The following is a 21,830-nucleotide window of genomic DNA, read 5'->3' as shown; positions in this document are numbered from 1 at the left end:
GTACACATGGTTAGCAAATTTTGTTACTAAATATAATTGCTTGTCGCCTAGATATTCCATGAAGGCGTCTAGATTCGCATGGTAAGTAATATCTACAGCATTCCAATAGTCCAACCCAGCACGTTTTAAATGCTTGTCATCTGTTTTAAACCCTAAAGGCTCAATCAAATGTAAGTGGGTATCAGTCGCTGCACAAGTACGGGCAATATTTCCTGTATTTGCTGGAATTTCTGGTTCAAATAATACAATATGGTTAGTCATTATGTCGCTTCTTTCTATATAAATACTGTTTTCATCACGTATATGAAACCAAATGGCTTCTTTCGCCCATTAATTATATCATATTTGAAAGTTATTCGGTCCCTTCTAATGATTGCCTTCATTGCCTTTTTATCTACACCGGTCCTAAATTTTGTTATGATACTCTTTAGGAAAAAAGAAAGATCATCACCGTTAGATGTAATTACATCTAAATCGGTTTGAAAGGATTGACTATGAAAGACAATAAAAAACACACTAGTACGACCAATTGGGGGCTAGTCTTTGTGATGGCTGGCGCGATGACTGCGACCTTAATCGGTTCAGGATTTGCGACCGGTCAGGAAATTATGCAATACTTTGTAGCCCACGAATGGACAGGCATTTTAGGGGTCATCGCCACCTTCCTAACAGTAGGCTTTTCAAGCGATGCCTTCTTTAAAGCAGGTTTAGCCAGCAAAGAAAACCTAGATAGTCCAAATGACGTTTTCAAGGTATTTGCCGGTGATAAGATCGGTGGCTTGTATAAATACATCGCCTTAATCACCCTATTTTTAACCTATGCCGTAATGGTTGCTGGCGCAGGTGCCACCATCCAACAACAATTTGGTGTCCCCGTATATATAGGATCTGGTTTCATGTATATCGCTTCCGCCCTAACCGTGATGTTGGGTATGGACAAAATCACTAGGATTTTAGGAAATATTGGCCCGACGGTTGCCGGTTTTGCCATTGTATTAGGTTTACTCAGTTTATCCACTAATAACGGTGACCTTGGTCAAGCTTCTGGCATGGTCCAAAATGCCGTAGCTTCAGGCACTATTCAAGCTGCTTCTGGAAATTGGTTGGTGTCCGCTTTAAACTATGTGGGCTTGATCATTATGTTAAACGCTGGTTTTATTGCCCAAATTGGTATTCAAGCCAATAACCAGACAGAAACGAAGGCAGCAGCTCTTTTCTCATCTGGGATCTATGCACTAGGCATTTTTATCTTGTACATGGCTTTTATGGGGACATTCTCACTAATCGCGGGTGCACAAGTACCGACTTTAGCTATCGCTAACCAGCTACATCCATGGCTTGGCTATGCCTTCATTGTGATCATCCTATTGGCGATTTATTCAACGGTTGTGTCCATGTTGTGGAATGTGGCAGCATCCGTAACGACTGATGGCACGACTTATAATAAAGTGGCCACGGCCGTTTTAGGTTTCATTGCGACGGCTATCGGCTTGTTTCTACCTTTTGACCAGCTAGTGAATATCGTCTATGTGGTGGCTGGTTATTTCGGGATTATCTTCCTATTTATGATGATTTGGCGTGCTTTAACTAGACTATTAGCCAAATAATAGGTGAATTTGGTAATTGTTTTTTTCGTGGTATAATGTTCTTGATACAAACATTAAATAGAAAGAAGGATGTTTACATGCAGATTGGTATACCAAGAGAGATTAAGGCGCAAGAAGACCGCGTTGGTTTAACGCCTGGTAATGTACGAACTTTGATCAATAACGGCCACGAAGTACTGGTTGAAGCGGGTGCTGGTGCCGGCGCAGGCTTTACGGACGGCGAATACGCTTCAGCCGGTGCCCGTATTGAAGATCAACCAGCGACAATTTGGGCCAGCGAGATGGTCATCAAAGTCAAAGAACCGTTAGCATCTGAATACGACTACTTCCACGAAGGCTTGATACTGTTCGCCTACTTCCATTTAGCGCCAGAGCTTGAACTAACTGACGCCCTGGTAGCCCATAAAGTAACGGCTATCGCCTATGAAACCATGGTGGAAAACGGCAGCCTGCCACTACTAACACCTATGTCTGAAGTTGCTGGACGAATGGCAATCCAAATCGGTGCCCACTACCTAGAAAAACAAAACGGTGGTTCTGGTATCTTACTTTCAGGTGTACCAGGTGTTGCATCGGGTCATGTCGTTGTCATTGGTGGTGGTACCGTTGGTTACAACGCAGCCAAAGTAGCTGTTGGCATGGGCGCTCGCGTAACGATTTTAGATGTCAATACTGGTCGCCTTGCCCAACTAGAAGACATCTTAAACGGCAAAGTGACTACCCTAATGTCCAACGAAGAAAATATCCGTCAAGTCCTCAAAGACGCGGATGTTGTCGTTGGATCTGTATTAGTCACTGGTCGTCGTGCGCCAGTACTCGTGTCCGAAGAAATGGTTCAGACGATGAAAGCTGGATCAGTATTGGTGGATATCGCCGTTGACCAAGGTGGTAACTTTGAAACCTCCCACCCAACAACCCACCAAGACCCAGTCTATGTAAAACATGGGGTAACCCACTACACAGTAGCCAATATCCCGGGTGCAGTACCACGTACCTCAACATTGGCCTTAACCAATGCCACAATGAAATTTGCCAACCAAATCATTAACCAAGGTGTAGAAGCAGCTGCCAAAAACAGCGAAACTATTCTAACAGGCATCAACACCTACCAAGGTCACCTGACCCACGAAGGTGTAGCCGAATCGCAAAACCGTGACTACACAACAATCCAAGACCTACTAAACAAATAAATTAAAGCTATTATCAGCAACAAAAAACCGCCATTTCTTAAAAGAATAGCGGTTTTTTGTTATCGATAAATTTGATTAAGCTTGCAAATCCTATTAACATACTTCTTGTAAGATAGATATGTATCACAAAACGTTTTTGACCACTATTAAACAGTTAGCCAAGATATCAGCATCACACCTGTGACATAGCGTTGAAAGCAATCTTACGTTTCAGATGTTCATTTTTAAGATTGCCCGCGCCTATTCAAGACGGACCATAGTCGTTGAACACAAAGAACTAACACAATCAATTGCAAATACTTCTATATAAAAGGAAGATATTTTTAGCATGCACATTAGACATTACAAACTGTTTATCAAAAGACTAACGTGCAAATACAGCAGTTCTTTTCAGGAAGTTTTGCGTTCTTTCTTCTTGAGTATTATCAAATACTTCTTCAGGTGTCCCTTGTTCAACAATGTTGCCATTTTCCATAAAGATGACTCTATCCGCAACTTCATAAGCAAATTGCATTTCATGGGTCACAATGACTAAAGTGGATCCGCTTTGGGCTACATCTTTAATGACTTCCAAGGTTTCCCCAACTAACTCTGGATCTAAGGCCGATGTTGGTTCATCGAATAGAATAACTTCTGGATTCAAAGCCAAAGCGCGCGCTATCCCCACCCGTTGTTGTTGCCCACCTGAAAGTTCATGTGGATAGTGGTCTTCTTTTCCTTCCAAACCAACCTTAGCTAAAAGGTCTCGCCCTTTTTCTGCTGCTTGTTTCTTAGGCACTTTACGGGCAATCACTAAACCTTCAATAACATTTTCTAAAGCCGTCCGGTTTGAAAATAGGGCATATTGTTGGAAAACCATAGCTGTCTTCTTACGAATATCTAGAATTTCTTTCTTAGAAACTTTTTCAAAGTCTACTTGTTGGTCCCCAATTTTCAGGTGGCCTTTATCCGCACGCTCTAAAAAGTTAAGGCAACGTAGGAAGGTGGTCTTCCCTGAACCAGATGGGCCAATAATTACGACCACCTCGCCTTGGTTAATGGTTAAATCGATCCCTTTAAGGATTTCATTTTGATCAAATTTTTTGTGGATATTTTCAACTTGTATCATAGGGCACTTCCTTTCACAAATTTTCTAGTATAATTGCGTTCAAATAATTGCGATACTTGTTCCACTGTAATCGACAGCGCCCAGTAAATAATAGCTGCTGCAATATAAGATTCTAGGAAGGTATAGCTTGTTGTCGCTGTAATTAAAGCCCCGTTCAAGACATCGACCACTGATACCAAGGATACCAATGAAGATGTCTTGATTAAGACAATTAATTGGCTACAAATCATGGGTAATGCGATGGGGATCATTTGTGGAAAAATGACCCGGGCAATGGTTTGAAATTGGGTTAAACCAATGGATGCCGCTGCATCCCATTGGTCTTTTGGAATGGCAGATAAGGCACCACGGAAAATCTCCGAAATAGAAATGGTTGCCGTGAAACTAAGGACAAGGATGCCAATGTATTCACGGTTGATATCTGAAAAACGTATCGGCAAGCTTAAGCTAGTGGCTACTTGATCAAACAAGTCTGAGAAAAGTAGGTAAGCAACCATTAAGCTTAGCACAACTGGTACCCCTTTCCCAATGGTAATTAAACCAGCGAGAAATTTGCTTAAGACAGGCACTTGGAAGAAACGTGCCAGTGCGATGAGTAGGCCAAAGATAATCCCAATGAATAAGGGAATGAAGGCCAAGCGCAAGGTGACTGGGATAAATGGAACAGCTGCTTTAAAGGCTTCTGCTATTGCTGTAAAATCGATGGGCATTGTGGTGCCCTCCTTTCTTTATTCGGTATAGTCAGCACCAAGGATTTCGGTGGAAAGTTCTGATAAGGTCCCTTCTTCTCGTAATTCTTTGATGGCTCCGTCAACGGCTGTTTGTAATGCTTCATCGCCTAGTTGGAAGACGTAGTAGATACCAGCAGTTTTTAGGGCTTCATCTGAGGCTTGCAAGTTGATATCGAATTGTTCGTTGTATTTATCAACGTCAAATTTTGTCAAAATGGCTGCGTCTGCTGTTCCATTTTGTAGACCAGAGACCAATAATTCACCATTCACTTCACTGTAGACAATTTCTATGGCATCATCATTTTCAGCGTTATAGGTCTCTAAAATATTGGCTACCTCGCTAGCTGGGGATGCAAATACCTTTTTGCCTTTAAGGTCATCTAAAGATTGGTAAACTTGACCGGTAGATTCATCGGCTACGATATGGTGGGCGTAATTGTTGTAGGCTTCTTCCCCGTATAGGTATTTGGCCCCGCGCTCGTCGTTATAAGCGTAGTTGTGGGCTGCAAGTTGGACCTTGTCGGCTGAAAGTGACGTTAGAATATTTTTGAAGTCCATAGATTCATATTCAAAGTTGTATTGGTCTAACTTTTCGTCCACCGCCCGCAAGACTTCAATGTCATAACCTTGTAAGTCTTCATTTTCATCTAGGTAAACAAAGGGTTGGTAAGCATTTCCTGTTCCCACAGTAATGGTTTCCGCATCTGGATTAGCTGTGGCTTCTTCATCAGTTGCTTCAGCTGATCCGCAAGCTGCTAGTAAAAAGGCTGAGGCAATACCCGTTAATATAAACCGTTTTTTGAATCTTTCATGTGTAATTTTCTTCATATTTTAAATCCCACTTTCTCCCTTTTATTGCGTGTAATCATCGCCTAAATATTCGATTGATAATTCTGTTAACGTCCCTTCATCAATCAACTCTTGGATAGCGCCATCAACGGCTTGCTGTAATGCTTCATCGCCTTTTCTATATAAGAAATTGGCTTTTGAACCACTAACTGGTTGTTCTGAGATGGCCAAGTTGGCATTGAATTGTTCGTTGTATTTGTTACCGTCATATTCTTTTAAAATTCCTGCATCAGCTGTACCGTTTTGTAGGCTAGAAATAAAGATTTCACTACCACCTTCGTTATAGACGATGTTGATTTGTTCATCTTCTCCGTGTTCGCTGTTGTATTCTTCAACGACATGGGCTTCATTAGCCCCTGGTGAGGCGATCACCTTTTTCCCTTGTAGGTCGTCTAAGCTGTTGTATTCGCCCTCACCTTCAATCGAAATAATATGTAAGGTGATATTGTTATAGCCAACTTCACCAAAGAGGTATTTTTCCGCTCGTTCATCATTGTATTGATATTGGTGGGCCGCTAAATCAACTTTCCCAGCTTGTAGGGAAGTCAAGATATTCTTGAAGTCTGACGATTCGTATTCAAAGTTATATTGGTCTAATTTTTCATCAACGGCCTTCAACACGGCCACGTCATAACCATCTAATTCGCCGTTTTCATCTAAGTAAACAAATGGTTGGTAGCCATTCCCAGTGCCAACAACTATCGTTTCTGCATCCGGATTGGACGCTGCTTCTTGGTCTTCTGAAGCATCCGCATTCCCGCAAGCACCAAGTAGTAAGGCTGAAGCAATACCCGTTAACACAAATCCTTTTTTAATTTTATTTCCAAATATTTTCTTCATAGCATGATATCCACCTTTTCATTTTCTATTGGGTGTAATCGTCACCTAAGTATTCAACCGATAATTCTTTCAAAGTCCCCTCATCAATCAACTCTTGTAAGGCACCGTCAACAGCCTCTTTCAGCTTTTCGTCAGCCTTGTCATATAAGAAGTAGGTTTTTGATACCGAAATCGGTTCAGAGGCAATTTCTAAGTTGGCGTCAAATTGTTCATTGTATTTATTGGTGTCATATTTAGTTAAAATCCCTGCGTCTGCCGTCCCGTTTTGTAAACCTGAAACAAAGATTTCACTGGCACTTTCGTTATAAATAATGGCGATTTGTTCATCTGCATTTTCATGTTCACTGTTATATTGTTCCAATAAGTAAGCCACGTTAGAACCTGGTGAAGCGAACACTTTCTTCCCTTGTAGGTCATCTAAAGTTGCATATTGTTCATTGCCTGCAATGTTTACAATATATAGGGTGTAGTCGGTATAACCCACTTCCCCGTACAGGTATTTTTCCGCTCGTTCATCATTATATTCATATTGGTGAGCCGCTAAATCAATCTTCCCAGCTGACAATGAGGTTAAGATATTCTTGAAATCAGATGACTCATATTCAAAATTGTAGTCGGCTAATTTTTCGTCAATCGCTTCAAGGACAGCTACATCATATCCAGTTAATTCGCCATTTTCATCTAAGTAAACAAAGGGTTGGTAGCCATTCCCTGTCCCAACGACAACTGTCTCTGCATCCGGATTCGATGATGCTGTTGCGTCTTCATCCGTCGCTTCAGCTGACCCGCAAGCTGCAAGGACCGCTGTTGCTACAAAAGTTAATAATCCCCATCGTATAAAAGCTGCTCTTTTCTTCATTAGTAGGTCTCCCCTTTTCCACTTCTAAGTGTATATGAATTAAATAGTTCATCATTTTTAATTAAAATCTCTGGATCAAGTCCAGCTGGCGCCACCTCAGTTTTCGCTTTCGATTGGAATTGGAATCGTTTAGATAACCAAGCAAATACCCGCTCCAAGACGATAGATAAGACGATGAAGATGATGGCTGCCACGAAATACCCTTCAAGTGACCGATAAGTTAAAGCCGCTAAAGCCCGAACCTTCCCAATCACATCGATAACCCCTAGTGAGAAGGCCAGTGATGTATCTTGTAATAGGCTGACGATCATGGTTCCTGTAGCAGGAATAGCAATTCGTACCGCTTGTGGCAAAATGATTCGGCGGTAGGTTTGCAGTTTAGTCAAGCCAACAGAGGCTGCCGCTTCCTTCTGGTCGGTTGCGACACTTGAAATCGCTGACCGGAAGATTTCTGAGAAAAAGGCCGCCGTACTCAACCCATATGTAATGTAAACATAGTCAATCTTTTCAATATTGGCTAAAGCCGTAAAGACAATCGGTAGCCCGTAATAAATTAAGAACAATTGCACTAGAATGGGCGTCCCCCTGATGAAAGACACAAACACCTGACTAATTTGTGATAAGACCGGCACTTTTTCAATTCTCACAAAAGCAATAGCCAAGCCGAGTAACATTCCGACTGCAGTAGCAACTGCCACAATGGCTAGTGTCGTAGGGAGTGCGGATAATATTTTCGGGAAAAAGGATACAATATATTCCCACTTAAAAAATTCTGACATGCGTTTTTCCTCCTATTTGATGGACCCATTTCATCGGCTATTCAGCCGTCACTATCATTTCATTCACTAAAATTTCAAATCATTAAATGGTCAAATCTTGGTACTCATAATAAGGCGCTTCAACCCGAAGGACGCTTTCATCAAACCGTTCAGGAATCAAGACCTTATACAAAGAAACGCCAATATCATTTGGATCCTCTCTTGTGCCTAAAACTTGGTAGCCATTTCTTAAATACATGTCCAATAACCATGGATGTCTTTTACCAGAAGTCCCTAAGACATAGGCTGGTGCTTTTAAGGTCTTCACCAAGAATTCCTCTTCCACTTGTTTCAGGAATTTCTTTCCAATCCCTTGTCCCTTAAATTCGTTAGCAGTCGCAAACCACCACAAGAAAGGATAGTGTGAAATAGGGCTGTCATTTTCCCAGGGTTGACGAATCGTGATGGTTGAAATTAACTGGCCATCCCGCTCTAACACTAAAGCAATCCCCGTTTCAATATTTTCAGTGACCGATTCTAACGTAGCGTTTGTTGACGGCCAATCAATACCTAAATCCTTCACCTCTTGGAATGACTCTTGAATAAGAGCTAAATATGCTGGTGCGTCCTCTTTAGTAGCAATTCTTATACGATCTTTTCCCATCTTGCTGCCTCCTTAATAACCTCATGGCCGATACGGCTGGTAAATCTATAAAGTTGTTCATCAATTCGATTGGTTACACTGTCTTCGATAATAAAATCTCTACCATCTTTCACTACTTGGTCTTGCGTTGCAAAGGTTGACTGTAACAATTCTTCTGTACCCAGTTCCTTCAATACAGGCTCCAAAGCATATTGTAAGGCCAACAAATGGTGTTTCGACCCTCCTAAGCCCAAACCATAAACCACCTTGTCTTGGAGTGCCTTTTGCGGCAATACATCAAGATACGCCTTTAAAATCCCTGAGTAGCTTCCTTGGAAGACTGGCGTAAATACCAAAACCCCATCTGAATTCAATACTTGTTGGTTGACCGCTTGGATGGTCTTATCCTTATAGTCCGCCGTCATTAAAGCTTCGGCTGGTAACATATGGACTTGGATTACCTGCGTTTGAATCTTATATTCGAATAACACCTGCTGGGCATAGGCCACCAAACCATTCAATCGTGAAGATAATGAATTTGCGCCTACAATTAAAGTTACTTTTGTCATATCCTTCCCTCTTTCTTTGGTGATTGCTTTCACTGATTTCATACATCTAGACATTTTTGAAAAATAAAAACCCCTCCCTAATAAACAACCTTGTCTATTAGGAAGGGGCGATTGGTTAACAATCGCGGTGCCACCCTTATTCAAATTGCCCTCGCGAGCAATCTCTTATCCAGTAAATACCTTACATACTGAAAGAAATAACGGTCCCAACCGTCCAACCAGCTTTCACTGACTAGATGCTCAGAGCTCATTTTCATTACCGGTAAACATCTGATTTCACCAAATTCAGACTCGCTGTGGATTACCTGCATAACTACTCTACTCATCAAAGCAATTGGTTATAAAAAAGATTTGCAACTTTTGCTTGCAGTAAATTTAACAAATCTCATGCATCTGCATCAATATTACTGCCTAGAAAAAACAATCAATGAATTCACTTTCGTCTAATCGCCTTTTTTTGAAAAAAGGACAAAACCCTTTATTCCTCTTAGGTTTTCATCTGATTATCATCTTCTTTTAATCGTTAACCGCTATCATCACTGATATAGAAGTGGCAAAAACGGCGAGTAAAAACCACTCATTAAAGAACAATTATTGTACTTCGTGTACCTTTTAAGTAAATCTTATTGATTAAAAAACACCCTAATATCAGTATTTATCAGACTTTGGACAAAAAACTTGATAAACTTTTCCGGTTATCATTTGACCTAGATAAGCGATCAATAGTAAGCACCTATCAAAAATGACCGCAAAAAATAGACATGATCATTAGTGACCATGTCTCAGTTACAAAATATTTGTCTTTCAAAATCTAGTTTTCCACCATAAAAAAATCAGTCATGTTCTTTAATAGTTTTTATTTAATTAAGTTAGATTATGCAGCTCTACTAGACAGATTTTCGGATGCAACTTACCTAGCATGCCCACTGCTTTTTAAGGCAATGATAGATAAAATATAAGCGGAAATCTTACTTAATTACTGGTTGAAATTATTGTTCTGAAGGATTTTCGAAGGCTGGTTCTAAGTGACCACTTGCAGCTAGTTCTTCTAAGTAGTCATAGACTTCTTGTGAGGTAAAAGCTGCTTTCAATGCTTGTATTTTTTCCGAATCTGCATTGCCTTCTCGAGTTACGATTTGTAAGGCAAAACGATTAGAATCATCTTCTTCAAGGAATAACGCCTCTTCTGGTGTTAAACCAATTTCTGAAATATAAGTTGGGTAGTTAAAGACTAAGTCAACCCCATCTTCATACGAAGCATTTAAATTCAACAAGTCGACATGGGTAAAGTTTAGGTTTTTGTCATTTTCCGTAATATCATCAACTGTTACAAAAGTTTCATCCGGTACGTCAATCAAACCTTGAGCGTCTAAAATATGTAAAGCACGCGCTTCATTGGTCATATCACTTGGAATAGCCACTTCTGCGCCATCTTCAATATCCTCAATACTTTCATATTCTGGTGCATAGAAACCAACGACAGCATTGTAAATCGGTTGAATAGCTACTAAGTCACCGTTACGTTCTTCATTGAAAACTTCCATAAATGGTTCATGTTGTGCAAAAGATGCATCCGCTTCATCATTTAAAACGGCTTCATTGTATTGAATGTTGTCTGAAACCTCAACCAACTCAATTGTATAAGGGTCTTCCACAACTTCAGCAGCTAATTCCACAATATCAGTCATTGGTGTTGTATGTGAAGCAACTTTAATTACCGTATCCTCACTAGTTGTAGACCCAGAAGCTGTAGACTCAGCATTTTCGCTCCCATTTCCACAAGCAGCTAACAATAATCCTGCTGATAATACCCCTGTAAACAATAAACCTTTCTTCATACATCTTACCTCCAAATTTTTTTGTAAAAAGATTACCTTATTTTAAGCTGGCGCTAACTTAAGGAAAATAAAGCTATTTTCCAATGAGTTGTGCCTCAACAACCACTAACTTAACGGTGGTCGACTTTCTTAGCTAGTTTAAGTCCTAACCACTGACAAACTTGTACGATCACAATAATCAAAACGATAGCCGTGTACATCATGTCGGTTTCATAACGCTGGTAGCCATACCTGATCGCGAAATCGCCAATACCACCACCACCAACAACACCCATAATCGTTGAGTAGGAAATGAAAGACACAAAAGCCGTTGTATAGCCAATAATCAAGGATGACTTGGCTTCCACAAATAAGAATTTGGTTACCAATTGCCAAGTATTAGCCCCTAAAGCATCGGCTGTTTCAAGGACGCCGCGGTCAACGTCCAGTAACGACTGCTCGACAAAGCGGGCATATAGAGCGATGGCAATCACCATCATCGGAAATGATGCAGCTACTGGGTCCCCTGTCGCTCGCCCGTAAGTCGCTCGAATCAGCGGTTGCATAGAGACAACCAATAGTAAAAATGGGAATGACCGGATAATATTAACGATAAAGGATAAGACCTGGTAGACCAGCTTATTTTCTCTTGGATTATCCTCATTGGTTAAGAATAAAATCGTCCCTAATGGTAGCCCTAAAATAATTGCTGCCACCATAGCAAAACCCATCATAATCCCTGTTTCACCTAGACTTTCATTGATATTGGGTAGAAATTCAATCAACCGTTGGCCATATTCTTGTAGGTTATTCATTGCCTTCAAGCACCTCCAATACATGGCCAGCGTAAGACTGGTTACCGTCCGAAACAGCCCCAATATCTGGCTTGACTGTTACCACTTGCCTGACTTGTCCATTTTCTAAAATGGCAGCCCGTTGGCACAAGGCTTTTATGACTTCAAGCTCATGAGTTACCACAATCATGGTCATTGGATAGGCTTTATGGGCAGCTTTTAATACTTTTACAATCTCGCCTGTAGTTCGGGTATCCAAGGCTGATGTCGGTTCATCAGCTAATAAGACTTTTGGACGAGTAATTAAGGCACGCGCAATCCCCACTCTTTGTTTTTGACCACCTGATAATTGACTTGGGTAGTGGTCTTTTTTATCTGCTAAACCCACAAAGGCCAAGACCTCATCCACACTTAAGGGACTATCGTACTTGTGCAAGCTTAAGGGTAAAGCCACATTCTCAGCCACCGTCTTGTTAGTCAGTAAATTGAATTGTTGGAAAACCATACTGATGTCTTTACGAAAAGCCCGCAAATCTTTCCCTGTCAAATCATTCACTAAGACATTATCCACCACAACTTGACCAGTCGTGGGCCTTTCTAAGGCGTTGATAAATCGTAATAGCGTCGATTTACCAGCCCCAGATTCGCCAACCAAACCAAATACCTCCCGATATTGGATATTTAAGTTCACTTGGTCCAGGGCTTGTATGCGGTTACCATTATTGACGAATTCTTTTGACACTTGCTTGAAATCGATCATGTATCTATCCACCTACTCCTACTTCATGTGTTCCATATTAACAGCATTTCCCCTTGGTGTCTAGCGCATTTTACTGTTACATTTTATTATACAAACTGTTATACACTTGTTTAGACAACTGAAATAAATATCAAAAAAAGGCCGAGAAAACAAGTTCTCGACCCCTAGCAATTGTCATGCTTGTATTTATTTCTTTATACCTCATCTATACAAGGCAACCCTTTTTCAAGTAACGGTTTAGAAAACAATTACTGGTAAGCCAACATATGATAAAGCATAAACTTCTGCCATCGTTTTTGGTGGTGTATTAATACAACCTAGCGAACCATTTTGTTGGTAGGCATCGCCACCGAAGTTTGATTGCCAATCAGCGTCATGGATCCCCTGACCGGTAAAGTCAAAGGCCATCCAGTAATCTACCGGTACCGTATAATCTTTTTCTGTTCTTGGATTATACCCCTTCAATACTGATGGGTCTTCCATATTCCAAATCTCATAGGCACCTGGAACCGTGTCAGTACCGGTATTCCCGCTCACGATATCAGTGGCAATTTTTTGTTCTCCATCAATATAAACGAACATCTTTTGCTTACTTAAGTCCACTTCAATATAAGAAGTGCCGAAGAAGTCATCTTGGTTATAACCGCCACCCCAAATATTTGGTTGAATCACTGTATCTTCACCCGCAAGGACTGCTTCCGCAACCAATTGCGTCGTCATTTCGCGCTCGATGTACCAACCATAAATACCTGGAGTAACCGTCACTTCGCCTGATTCAGTAGATTGGAATTGGTGGTCTTGGTTTAACCCAGCATTTTCCACATTCCACTCGTATAAATATTGGTCAATCGCCTCTTCATCCACTTGGACTTTTCCTTGATCATCCGTACTTACCCATGCCGCTAGCGTTTCGCTTGGAATATTCACCACTTCATCTTCAATTTGAATGCCGATACTTGCTGATAAGATACCCTCCAATTCAGTTTTAGCCGTTTGAATAGCCTCTGAATCGCTAGTTACTTCTGGTTTCACGTAAGCATCCGCTAAATCTAGCTCACTTGTTCCTGCTTTCACCTCTGACAAAACGGCATCCGCCAATGAATCTGACGTGACTTGGTTACCTTGTGTTTCAGGCACCACTTCTACCGCCTTTGTTTCATCATTAATGACTACTTGTGCACTTGTTGATGGTGTTGCGCCTTCTTGATCAATGTCTAACTGGTCAAAGTAAGACTTGAATGCCTCACGGTCAACAGTCCACTCATTACTTTCGTTGGCATCCACAGATTTTAAAGCATTGCTGACAAATTCAACCGGCCATGTGAAGGTCGCTTGTTGATTTAGCATGTCATCAAAAGAATCATTTTCTACTGGTTGAAAGCCAGCTTCTTGTAAATTCATGGTAGCCACTTCTTGACCTTGGTCCGTAATTTTCATGGTACGTTCATTGTTGGCCTTGGCTACTGCAGCTTCCGCGTCAGCCTTCGTCATTCCACTGATATTTACATTAGAAACAGTCGTTGCTGGTAAGAAATGTGATTGATAATAATACACACCTACACCGTAGCCCACTATTAACAATGCTAAGACTGCCCCCAATACCCACATCGAAACTTTCTTCATCCAATTATCTCCCTTCCCAATTGACGCTATTAAAGCTTTAACCTATTGTACCTTATTTCTTGTAACATTTCTGTAATATTTATTCAATTTATCATATTTTTAAAAATCAGGCCCGATTGAAAGCCCTCATTGGCAAAATAGCCACCCCTTTGACTATAAAAAAACTAGTCAATCCCTCAGTCAGCTTATTTCTTGCTACGACCGAATAATAGGTCCACTAAGACTGTGCCCAAATAGCCTACAACCAAAGTTGTCACAATAAAGTAGATGCTAGCCAAGGAAGCCATCTTGGTATCAGTAGACCACATATCTTCTTTAAAAATAAAGAAAGTAATGACACCCACAAGCAGGAATACCACAACCTTCAATAGGATACTTTTGATACTGACCTTCAAATTATTGTCGTCTAATTCATCGTAGTTGTTCCCTTGTAAGCCACTGATTTCAATTTTATAGACATTTCGAAACGAATGGTCGTCCTTGGTCCCTTTACGGTTTACATCATGTTTGTTCATCGTTTGCCTCCCTAACCTTATCCTACTTTACAGTTTTTTAACATTCGGCCTTGTGCGATTGACTGCATTATATAACTTTAATAGAAAGAAAGTCCAATTTACTTCGAACCAGTCTTTTAAATGATTGCCTAGAAAACACCCGCATTTCTTTCACTACTGTCACTTAATCAAGTCTTCTTCTGAAAAATGATAGCCAAATAAAAGAGGCTGGATAGCCGTTTTTCACGACTACCCAGCCTTGATCGAGTGATTAATTTAAGTTGCCACCGTTTGTCGCAATCACATCTTTATACCAGCTAAATGATTTCTTCTTGTAACGATCTAGTGTACCACTACCATCGTCGTTACGGTCAACATAGATAAAACCATACCGTTTAGACATTTGGGCAGTTGATGCTGACACCAAGTCGATACAACCCCAACTGGTGTAACCCATGATGTCCACGCCATCTAATAGGGCTTCACCAACTTGGGCTAAGTGGTCGTTCATGTATTTGATCCGGTAGTCATCTTCCACTGTTTTTTCACCGTTTGGTGCATCAACTAATACGTCTTTGGCGCCTAAACCATTCTCTACAATGAATAATGGTAATTGGTAGCGGTCATAGAATTGGTTTAAGATTAAACGCAAACCAACAGGGTCTACTTGCCATCCCCATTCAGAAGCTTCTAGGTATGGGTTTGGAATACCACTCATAATATTCCCTTCACCAGCTTCGTATTGGCTGTGGTCAGCCGCTTCAGCAATCGACATGTAGTAAGAGAAGGAAATAAAGTCCACAGTATTTTCTTTCAATAGTGCTTTATCCTCGTCTGCAAATTGGATTTCGATACCATTTTCCGCAAAATAACGGTTGATATATGCTGGGTACTCTCCGCGTGCATGAATATCTGAGAATAAGTAGTTTTGGTTTTCAGCCAAGTGGGCAGCCATGACGTCATCCGGATTTGGTGTAATCGGGTAAGTAGGCATCGCAAGCACCATACAGCCTACTTGGAAGTCTGGGTTAATTTCATGGGCAATTTTCGTTACCGATGCAGAGGCCACTAATTCATGGTGAACAGCTTGGTATAAGTCTTGTTTGGACAATTCCTCTGGCGGTGTATCAATCCCACCAGACATGAATGGCGCATGTAATACGGAGTTCACTTCATTGAAAGTTAACCAGTATTTGACCTTGTCTTTGTAACGTGTAAATACAGTTGTGGCATATTTCTCAAAGAAGCCAATCAATTCACGGTTTGTCCATCCGTTGTATTGTTTGGTTAAGTTTAATGGGGTTTCATAGTGAGATAAAGTCACTAAAGGTTCAATCCCATATTTGTGGAGCTCGTCGAACAAGTCGTCATAGAATTGTAATCCAGCCTCGTTTGGTTCAGCGTCATCCCCGTTTGGAAAAATACGTGACCAAGCGATTGATGTACGGAAAACTTTGAAGCCCATTTCAGCAAATAAAGCCACATCTTCTTTATAACGGTTATAAAAGTCAATCCCCACTAACTTCAAGTTATCTTCAGTTGGGCCATCCGTAATTTCGCCCATCCCGCCATTTGGCGTCACGTCTTGAACAGATAAACCTTTACCATCTACATCAAATGCACCTTCAAATTGATTGGCAGCGGCAGCCCCGCCCCATAAGAAACCATCTGGAAATCTATATTTACTCATTCTACAATTCGCTCCATTCCATATTCTAGTACTGTGCCATTTATTTACATTTTGATCATATCATTAAAACGCTTTCTTGTAAAATAATCACCTTCTTAAATGATTATGCCCTTACAAAAAAGGTTATCGCCACCCATTAATCGTAAAAAGAGAAGCATGACTTAAGCGTCACACCTCTCTTCTCACCATTGTTTTAAGTTAATTACTTGCCAGTAGCTTCTTCGTAATCGTGTTTATAGACATCATCAATAAAAGCTTGCGCATTGGTTACATTGCCATTTTCTTCAAGTAATTGGCCTAAATATATCAGGAGTTAATCTTTTATATGGCCCTGTAAGTCAGTTTTCACTAAACTTGTTTCGATAATATTCTTATTCTCCATAGAAATCTCCTACCTCACTTATAATCTTACGAAGATGCAACCCAAGCGCTTTACATAACTTTGACCATTGCAATGGCCATTACGTTTTTTTAAATAAAAAAGCCACCCTTAATTAAATAAAAAGAGTGGCTGGGAAATTCAAATATAATTCAGATAATTAGCGGGCTGCTTGTCCGTTTGACTTGATGACTTCTTTATACCAGTCAAATGATTTTTTCTTAGAACGGTGCAAGTCACCAGTCCCGTCGTCTTGACGGTCAACGTAGATTAAACCGTAACGTTTAGACATTTCACCTGTACCAGCTGATACTAAGTCGATGATTCCCCATGGTGTGTAACCCCATAATGGTACACCATCTTCTTCAACAGCATCCATGAAGCTATTGATATGCGCTTTAAGGTATTCAATCCGGTAGTCATCATTGATTGTCCCATCTTCTTCAACTGTGTCGATCGCACCTAGACCATTTTCAACGATAAATAATGGTTTGCGGTAACGGTCCCAAAGGGCGTTCATTGTTGTACGCAACCCTAGTGGATCAATGGCCCAACCCCATTCAGATTCTTCTAAGTATGGGTTTTTTACACCTGAGAAGGCATTACCTGTGACAATATCATCTTCAGCGATTTGGCCTTTAGATACACGACTTGAATAATAAGAGAAAGTGATGTAGTCTACAGTATTTTCACGTAAAATCGCTTCATCTTCCTCTGTGATACCAATATCAATACCTTCGTTTTCAAACATGATTTTCGCCCATTCAGGGTACTCACCACCCGCTTGTACGTCGATAAAGAAGTAGTTATCGCGGTTGCTTAAGTTAGCTGCCCAAACGTCTTCTGGGTTTGATGAGTATGGATAGTACTCACCAGCTGCCAACATAGAGCCCATTTTGGCTTCTGGATCGATTTCACGAAGCACTTTGGTAATTTTAGCACTCGCTAATAATTCGTGATGGGCTGCTTTGTATAAGACTTGGGTACGTTCTTCTTCACTTAAGTCGCCAAGGTAAATGCCTGCACCCATAAATGGTAAATGTAGTAACATGTTGATTTCATTGAAAGAAATCCAGTATTTTACTTTACCCTTGTAGCGATTGAATAAAGCTGTCGCGTAGTTAACGAATAGGTCAACCATCTGACGGTCACGCCAAGAACCTAATTCATCAATCAATGTTTTTGGTACATCGAAGTGGTTGATCGTTACAACAGGTTCAATGCCGTATTTCAACAATTCATCAATCACGTCTTCGTAGAATTTCAATCCTTCTTCATTTGGTTCTGATTCAAAACCAGTTGGGAAGATACGTGACCAAGCCATTGAGAAACGGTAAGATTTCATGCCCATTTCAGCAAACAAGGCGATATCTTCTTTGAAGTGGTGGTAGAAGTCAATCGCTTCATGAGAAGGGAAATGTGAACCTTCAGTTACCTCCGAATAATGTACTTCACCAGCTGTAATCGCGTAGCGTTGTGCGCCGTGAGGAATTAAGTCAACACTTGTTAACCCTTTGCCCCCTTCAAGGTATCCACCTTCTAATTGATTTGCGGCTGTAGCGCCACCCCATAAGAATCCATCAGGTAATTTTCTAGACATATTCATACTCCTTTTCTCTTACTAAACAATAGTAAATAAATAATCATTTCGAGCGACAACCGGCTCAGTCGTAGTTAATACATCCGTAAAGTTATCCGTATTGGTCACTATTACAGGAGTAATGGTATCATAACCAGCTTCATTGATGGTAGCGATATCAAACTCGACCAGTAAATCCCCAGCTGAAACTTTTTGCCCTTTCTCCACATGACTTGTATAACCGCGACCGTCAAGATTCACCGTATCCAAGCCAATATGAATCAACAATTCAACCCCAGTATCCGTCGTAATTCCGACTGCGTGTCCCGTTGGAAAAAGTACAGAAACTGTTCCATTGGCAGGTGCAAGGACCTTCCCCTCGCTTGGTTGAATAGCAACTCCTTTGCCTAAAGCACCACTGGCGAACACTTCGTCGGCGACTGCACTTAATGGCAAAATGTCACCCACTAAGGGGCTAGCGATGATTTCTTCCTTTGCAGAAGCTGCCATTTCAGCGTCAGAAACCTCAGCTTGAGCTGCTGATGGTTCATTTTTCGAAACATCACTTGCTGCTAATGCTTCGGCTGGTAACTCTTCTTCTAAACGGTTCACTGGGAAGACCATTTGTAGGATAAAACCAATGGCAACGGCGATGGCATAAGAAATGGCCACGTTCCAGAAGTTAGCCCCTAATTGCCCTTCGTTGTCGATCATGTTCATTAAACTGAAGATCCCTAAACCACCAGTACGGTAAGCTACGGTATCCATGGCACCTGAGTAAGCACCAGCAAAGATGTTGGCGATAATGGCATAGATGAATGGGCGTCTCAGTGGAATCATAATCCCGTAGATGACGGGTTCAGTCACCCCAAATAAGGTCGAGATTGCACCAGGAATGGCGATATCTTTTAATTTCTTCTCGTTACCTTTAATTAACATAGCTAATAGAACCCCAAGGACACCGAATGTTGAAATGTTCATTAGTGGCCCAAGGGGGTTTAAACCCGTTTCAGCTAGTAATAAGTAGGTGATTGGTATGATACCCCAGTGTAACCCGAAGATTACTAGTAATTGCCAAGAAGCGGCTAGTAAGGCACCGAATACTAATGGTGATACCCCTTGTAACCAAGTGAAGAATACCCCGATTAAGCTAGCTGCCCATGTGGCAACTGGTCCAACAGCCATCAAGGCGATTGGTACGGCGATGATGATCGTGAAGAATGGTGTTAAGAATGAATTCACTGTAGAAGGAATGCGCTGCTTGAACCATTTTTCAAGACGAGACCCTAACCATACCGCAACGATGATTGGAATGATTGCTGAGAAGTAACCATTTGACGGTAAGATAACCGGTAGGCCAAAGACGGTTGAATAAATATCTGAAGCAAACGGTGAACCTTCAAATAAGGTATATAAAACGTCGTTTGTCATTGAAGTTGAAAGGGCCGGATGCAAGAAAGCTACCGCAATGGCTAATGCCGTAAAGACATTCATCTTCAATTTTCTAGCTGTCGTTACGGCGACCATAACTGGCAGGTACTGGAAGAAGCCGTCCCCGGCTGCTTGAAGCAGTAAATATAAACCACTGTTGGTAGCGTTTAAGCCAAATGTCCCTAAAATAGCCACGATACCTTTGATCATCCCTGTTGCCGCAAGTGGCATCAAGAAAGGTTGGAATACACCCGAGATGAAGTCGATGGCTTTGTCCGCAAGTTTACGGTCATCATGTTCAGGTTCATTGTTACTACTTCCACCCGCTTCGTCTCCGCCAAGGTGAGTGGTATCTACGATAGCGTCATAAACATCGGCTACTTCATTCCCAATGACTACTTGGTACTGACCGGATGCTTTCATGACTGTTACGACCCCATCCAAACCTTTGATGGTATCCGTATCAGCCTTTGATTCATCCTTTAAATTAAACCGTAACCGGGTTACACAATGCCGTAATCCATCGACATTCTCTTCACCTCCGACATTTTTTACGATATCATTTGCTAAAGTTTTATAATCTTTTATTGCCATTTCTAAACCCTCTTTTCTTTCTTTTAAATCATTCTTTCGCACAAAAAAACCCAAACAAAAACATAGTCAAAAAGAAAGAGTCCCCTCTCTACTATGTTTCCATTTAGGTTTTGCCTGCTGACCAGTAACAATCCATAGTGGAATGTATGTTATTTTAATGTAAGCGCTTAACGTCTTTTTAGTTTATCACGGTCTTTGGGAAAAGGCAATCCTTTTTGCGGAAATTAAATGCTCGGTGGCATACAAAAGTGATCATACCCTGCTTATTGACAGGTGATAAGGTCTCTAAAAAATTGGCGCTTCCATACTAACATCATTCTCTAGACCCTAAATGGTCAAAGTATTTTCTTTTAAATTGGTGTTGGGAAATCGATATCGAAGTCCTGTGCAATCGCTTGTATTTCTGCAATTGTCACATCATCCACTGGAATCCCTTGTCTTTCGTTTGCTTTTTTAGCTAGCTTTTCCTTGTCACCAGGCACATAAATCGGCATTTCAGCGTCCAATCTATCGGCGTCGCGAAGCCTTTGTAGGTAAGCATCGAGACTTTTTCAATCGCTTCTTTATCGCCAAATAATTTGGGATCGATAGCTAAGAAGAAATGACAAATCCCACCATTTTCTGAAATCTGATCGGACGTAGCCCCACCTGACAAGATCCCAGTTAACAATTCAACCACTAAACCTAGACCAAACCCCTTATGGCTACCAGACGCCTCTTTAAAACCACCTAAAGGAGCTAAACCTTTCTTATTACTGGTAAAACTTGAATCATAATCTGATAGGGTCCAAGTTTCAGGATGGTCTAGCCCTCTTTTCTCATAGACTTGGACTTTACCGTAAGAAACAGTTGTTGTCGCAGCATCAAACAAAAAGCTATCGTCTACGCCTGATATTCCAAAAGCAACGGGATTAGTCCCAAGATAGGGTTGGCTAGCATTAGTCGGCACCATTATGGCCCTAGAATTCGTTAGGGACATACCTATTAAACCAGCTTTTGACGCCAGTTCTGCATAGTAACCTGCAATCCCGTAATGGTTAGAATTTCTAACGGTCACAATTCCAATACCAGATAGCTGAGCCTTTTGAATGGCTAAATCCATGGCTACTTTCCCAACCAAGTGGCCCATGGCCGAGTGCCCGTCAAGAACTGCTGAAATGGATGTTTCCTTGATAACTTCAGCTTGATTATCCACCTTAATTTGCCCTGATTTAATCTTTCCATCGTAATAATTCAACCGTTGGACGCCGTGGGAAGGAATCCCAGCCATATCCGCTTGCAAAAGGATTTCCGTAATTTGTTGGCTGTCTGCTTTTGAAAAGCCATATTTTTGATAGATGTCATTCAGTAAAATTTGTAAGCTTTCCTTGGTAAATCGCTTTAATGTTGCCAATGTTTATCTCCTTAGTTAGATATTTTGATATTTAGTTAGATTTTTTTGCTGCTATCAGGGCTTCTTTGATGACTTCAATCCCTTTTTCAATATCCTCAGTGGATGGTCTTGTGAAATTCAAG

21 protein-coding genes and 1 other annotated feature are annotated in these 21,830 nt (G+C 41.0%); of the genes, 2 read left to right on the top strand and 19 right to left on the bottom strand.

Going from position 1 to position 21,830, the window contains the following annotated elements; genetic code table 11:
- Positions 1–261: tRNA (cytidine(34)-2'-O)-methyltransferase (locus ACRCJ0_RS02565; protein WP_431389402.1), on the bottom strand; the 261-nt coding region annotated here is incomplete at its 3' end.
- 233 nt (positions 262–494) lie between these two features.
- Between ACRCJ0_RS02565 and ACRCJ0_RS02560 the strand changes: the two genes are divergently transcribed.
- Together ACRCJ0_RS02560 and ald are read left to right on the top strand one after the other, a co-directional pair.
- A complete protein-coding gene (locus tag ACRCJ0_RS02560) occupies positions 495–1,607 on the top strand; it encodes a YkvI family membrane protein (protein ID WP_419970698.1) in 1,113 nt (370 codons plus the stop codon).
- Positions 1,608–1,684: 77 nt separating this feature from the next.
- Positions 1,685–2,797: an alanine dehydrogenase gene (gene ald / locus ACRCJ0_RS02555; protein WP_431389401.1), complete on the top strand. Its 1,113-nt coding sequence runs from the start codon at positions 1,685–1,687 to the stop codon at positions 2,795–2,797.
- A gap of 364 nt (positions 2,798–3,161) precedes the next feature.
- On the opposite strand, the gene ACRCJ0_RS02550 is transcribed toward ald, so the two are convergent.
- The 18 genes from ACRCJ0_RS02550 to ACRCJ0_RS02465 form a co-directional block, all read right to left on the bottom strand.
- Positions 3,162–3,905, bottom strand: a complete 744-nt coding sequence (locus ACRCJ0_RS02550) for an amino acid ABC transporter ATP-binding protein (protein WP_417892865.1) — start codon at positions 3,903–3,905, stop codon at positions 3,162–3,164.
- Complete coding sequence (locus ACRCJ0_RS02545; protein ID WP_431389400.1) at positions 3,902–4,615, bottom strand: ABC transporter permease subunit; 714 nt, start codon at positions 4,613–4,615, stop codon at positions 3,902–3,904. Before ACRCJ0_RS02545 ends, ACRCJ0_RS02550 begins: the two co-directional genes overlap by 4 nt.
- An 18-nt stretch (positions 4,616–4,633) precedes the next feature.
- Positions 4,634–5,464 carry a transporter substrate-binding domain-containing protein gene (locus tag ACRCJ0_RS02540; protein WP_431389399.1) on the bottom strand — a complete coding sequence of 277 codons (831 nt, stop codon included), beginning with the start codon at positions 5,462–5,464 and terminating at the stop codon, positions 4,634–4,636.
- 24 nt (positions 5,465–5,488) lie between these two features.
- A complete protein-coding gene (locus ACRCJ0_RS02535; RefSeq protein ID WP_431389398.1) occupies positions 5,489–6,325 on the bottom strand; it encodes a transporter substrate-binding domain-containing protein in 837 nt (278 codons plus the stop codon).
- 25 nt (positions 6,326–6,350) lie between these two features.
- Positions 6,351–7,184, bottom strand: coding sequence for a transporter substrate-binding domain-containing protein (locus tag ACRCJ0_RS02530; protein WP_431389397.1), 834 nt, complete (start codon positions 7,182–7,184; stop codon positions 6,351–6,353).
- Positions 7,184–7,963 carry an amino acid ABC transporter permease gene (locus ACRCJ0_RS02525; RefSeq protein ID WP_431389396.1) on the bottom strand — a complete coding sequence of 260 codons (780 nt, stop codon included), beginning with the start codon at positions 7,961–7,963 and terminating at the stop codon, positions 7,184–7,186. The genes ACRCJ0_RS02530 and ACRCJ0_RS02525 overlap by 1 nt, the downstream gene beginning before the upstream one ends.
- An 82-nt stretch (positions 7,964–8,045) precedes the next feature.
- A complete protein-coding gene (locus ACRCJ0_RS02520) occupies positions 8,046–8,606 on the bottom strand; it encodes a GNAT family N-acetyltransferase (protein ID WP_016897779.1) in 561 nt (186 codons plus the stop codon).
- The gene (locus tag ACRCJ0_RS02515) at positions 8,588–9,154 is read right to left on the bottom strand and encodes an NAD(P)H-dependent oxidoreductase (protein ID WP_419970694.1); all 567 of its coding nucleotides are present in this window, start codon (positions 9,152–9,154) and stop codon (positions 8,588–8,590) included. Before ACRCJ0_RS02515 ends, ACRCJ0_RS02520 begins: the two co-directional genes overlap by 19 nt.
- Before the next feature lie 100 nt (positions 9,155–9,254).
- Positions 9,255–9,492 (bottom strand) — a binding site (T-box leader).
- Between the two features lie 651 nt (positions 9,493–10,143).
- Positions 10,144–10,992 carry a MetQ/NlpA family ABC transporter substrate-binding protein gene (locus tag ACRCJ0_RS02510; RefSeq protein ID WP_431389395.1) on the bottom strand — a complete coding sequence of 283 codons (849 nt, stop codon included), beginning with the start codon at positions 10,990–10,992 and terminating at the stop codon, positions 10,144–10,146.
- Between the two features lie 110 nt (positions 10,993–11,102).
- Positions 11,103–11,786 (bottom strand): methionine ABC transporter permease, encoded by a 684-nt coding sequence (locus ACRCJ0_RS02505; RefSeq protein WP_431389394.1) that lies wholly within the window; start codon positions 11,784–11,786, stop codon positions 11,103–11,105.
- On the bottom strand, positions 11,779–12,525 hold the full coding sequence (locus ACRCJ0_RS02500) for a methionine ABC transporter ATP-binding protein (protein ID WP_431389393.1): 747 nt from the start codon (positions 12,523–12,525) through the stop codon (positions 11,779–11,781). Before ACRCJ0_RS02500 ends, ACRCJ0_RS02505 begins: the two co-directional genes overlap by 8 nt.
- A gap of 237 nt (positions 12,526–12,762) precedes the next feature.
- A complete protein-coding gene (locus ACRCJ0_RS02495) occupies positions 12,763–14,148 on the bottom strand; it encodes a L,D-transpeptidase family protein (protein WP_431389392.1) in 1,386 nt (461 codons plus the stop codon).
- 185 nt (positions 14,149–14,333) lie between these two features.
- Positions 14,334–14,663 carry a hypothetical protein gene (locus ACRCJ0_RS02490; protein WP_419970692.1) on the bottom strand — a complete coding sequence of 110 codons (330 nt, stop codon included), beginning with the start codon at positions 14,661–14,663 and terminating at the stop codon, positions 14,334–14,336.
- A 250-nt stretch (positions 14,664–14,913) separates the two neighbouring features.
- Positions 14,914–16,332, bottom strand: coding sequence for a glycoside hydrolase family 1 protein (locus tag ACRCJ0_RS02485; RefSeq protein WP_431389391.1), 1,419 nt, complete (start codon positions 16,330–16,332; stop codon positions 14,914–14,916).
- Between the two features lie 539 nt (positions 16,333–16,871).
- Positions 16,872–18,311 carry a 6-phospho-beta-glucosidase gene (locus ACRCJ0_RS02480; RefSeq protein ID WP_419970690.1) on the bottom strand — a complete coding sequence of 480 codons (1,440 nt, stop codon included), beginning with the start codon at positions 18,309–18,311 and terminating at the stop codon, positions 16,872–16,874.
- A 21-nt stretch (positions 18,312–18,332) separates the two neighbouring features.
- Positions 18,333–20,315 carry a beta-glucoside-specific PTS transporter subunit IIABC gene (locus ACRCJ0_RS02475; RefSeq protein ID WP_431389390.1) on the bottom strand — a complete coding sequence of 661 codons (1,983 nt, stop codon included), beginning with the start codon at positions 20,313–20,315 and terminating at the stop codon, positions 18,333–18,335.
- A gap of 350 nt (positions 20,316–20,665) precedes the next feature.
- The gene (locus ACRCJ0_RS02470) at positions 20,666–20,809 is read right to left on the bottom strand and encodes a hypothetical protein (protein WP_431389389.1); all 144 of its coding nucleotides are present in this window, start codon (positions 20,807–20,809) and stop codon (positions 20,666–20,668) included.
- The gene (locus tag ACRCJ0_RS02465; RefSeq protein WP_431389388.1) at positions 20,773–21,708 is read right to left on the bottom strand and encodes an Ldh family oxidoreductase; all 936 of its coding nucleotides are present in this window, start codon (positions 21,706–21,708) and stop codon (positions 20,773–20,775) included. The genes ACRCJ0_RS02470 and ACRCJ0_RS02465 overlap by 37 nt, the downstream gene beginning before the upstream one ends.
- Positions 21,709–21,830 lie beyond the last annotated feature (122 nt).

Source organism: Aerococcus sp. L_32, assembly GCF_050689315.1.
Note: the sequence above shows the minus strand (reverse complement) of the source record. Positions and strands in the feature narration are given on the sequence as shown.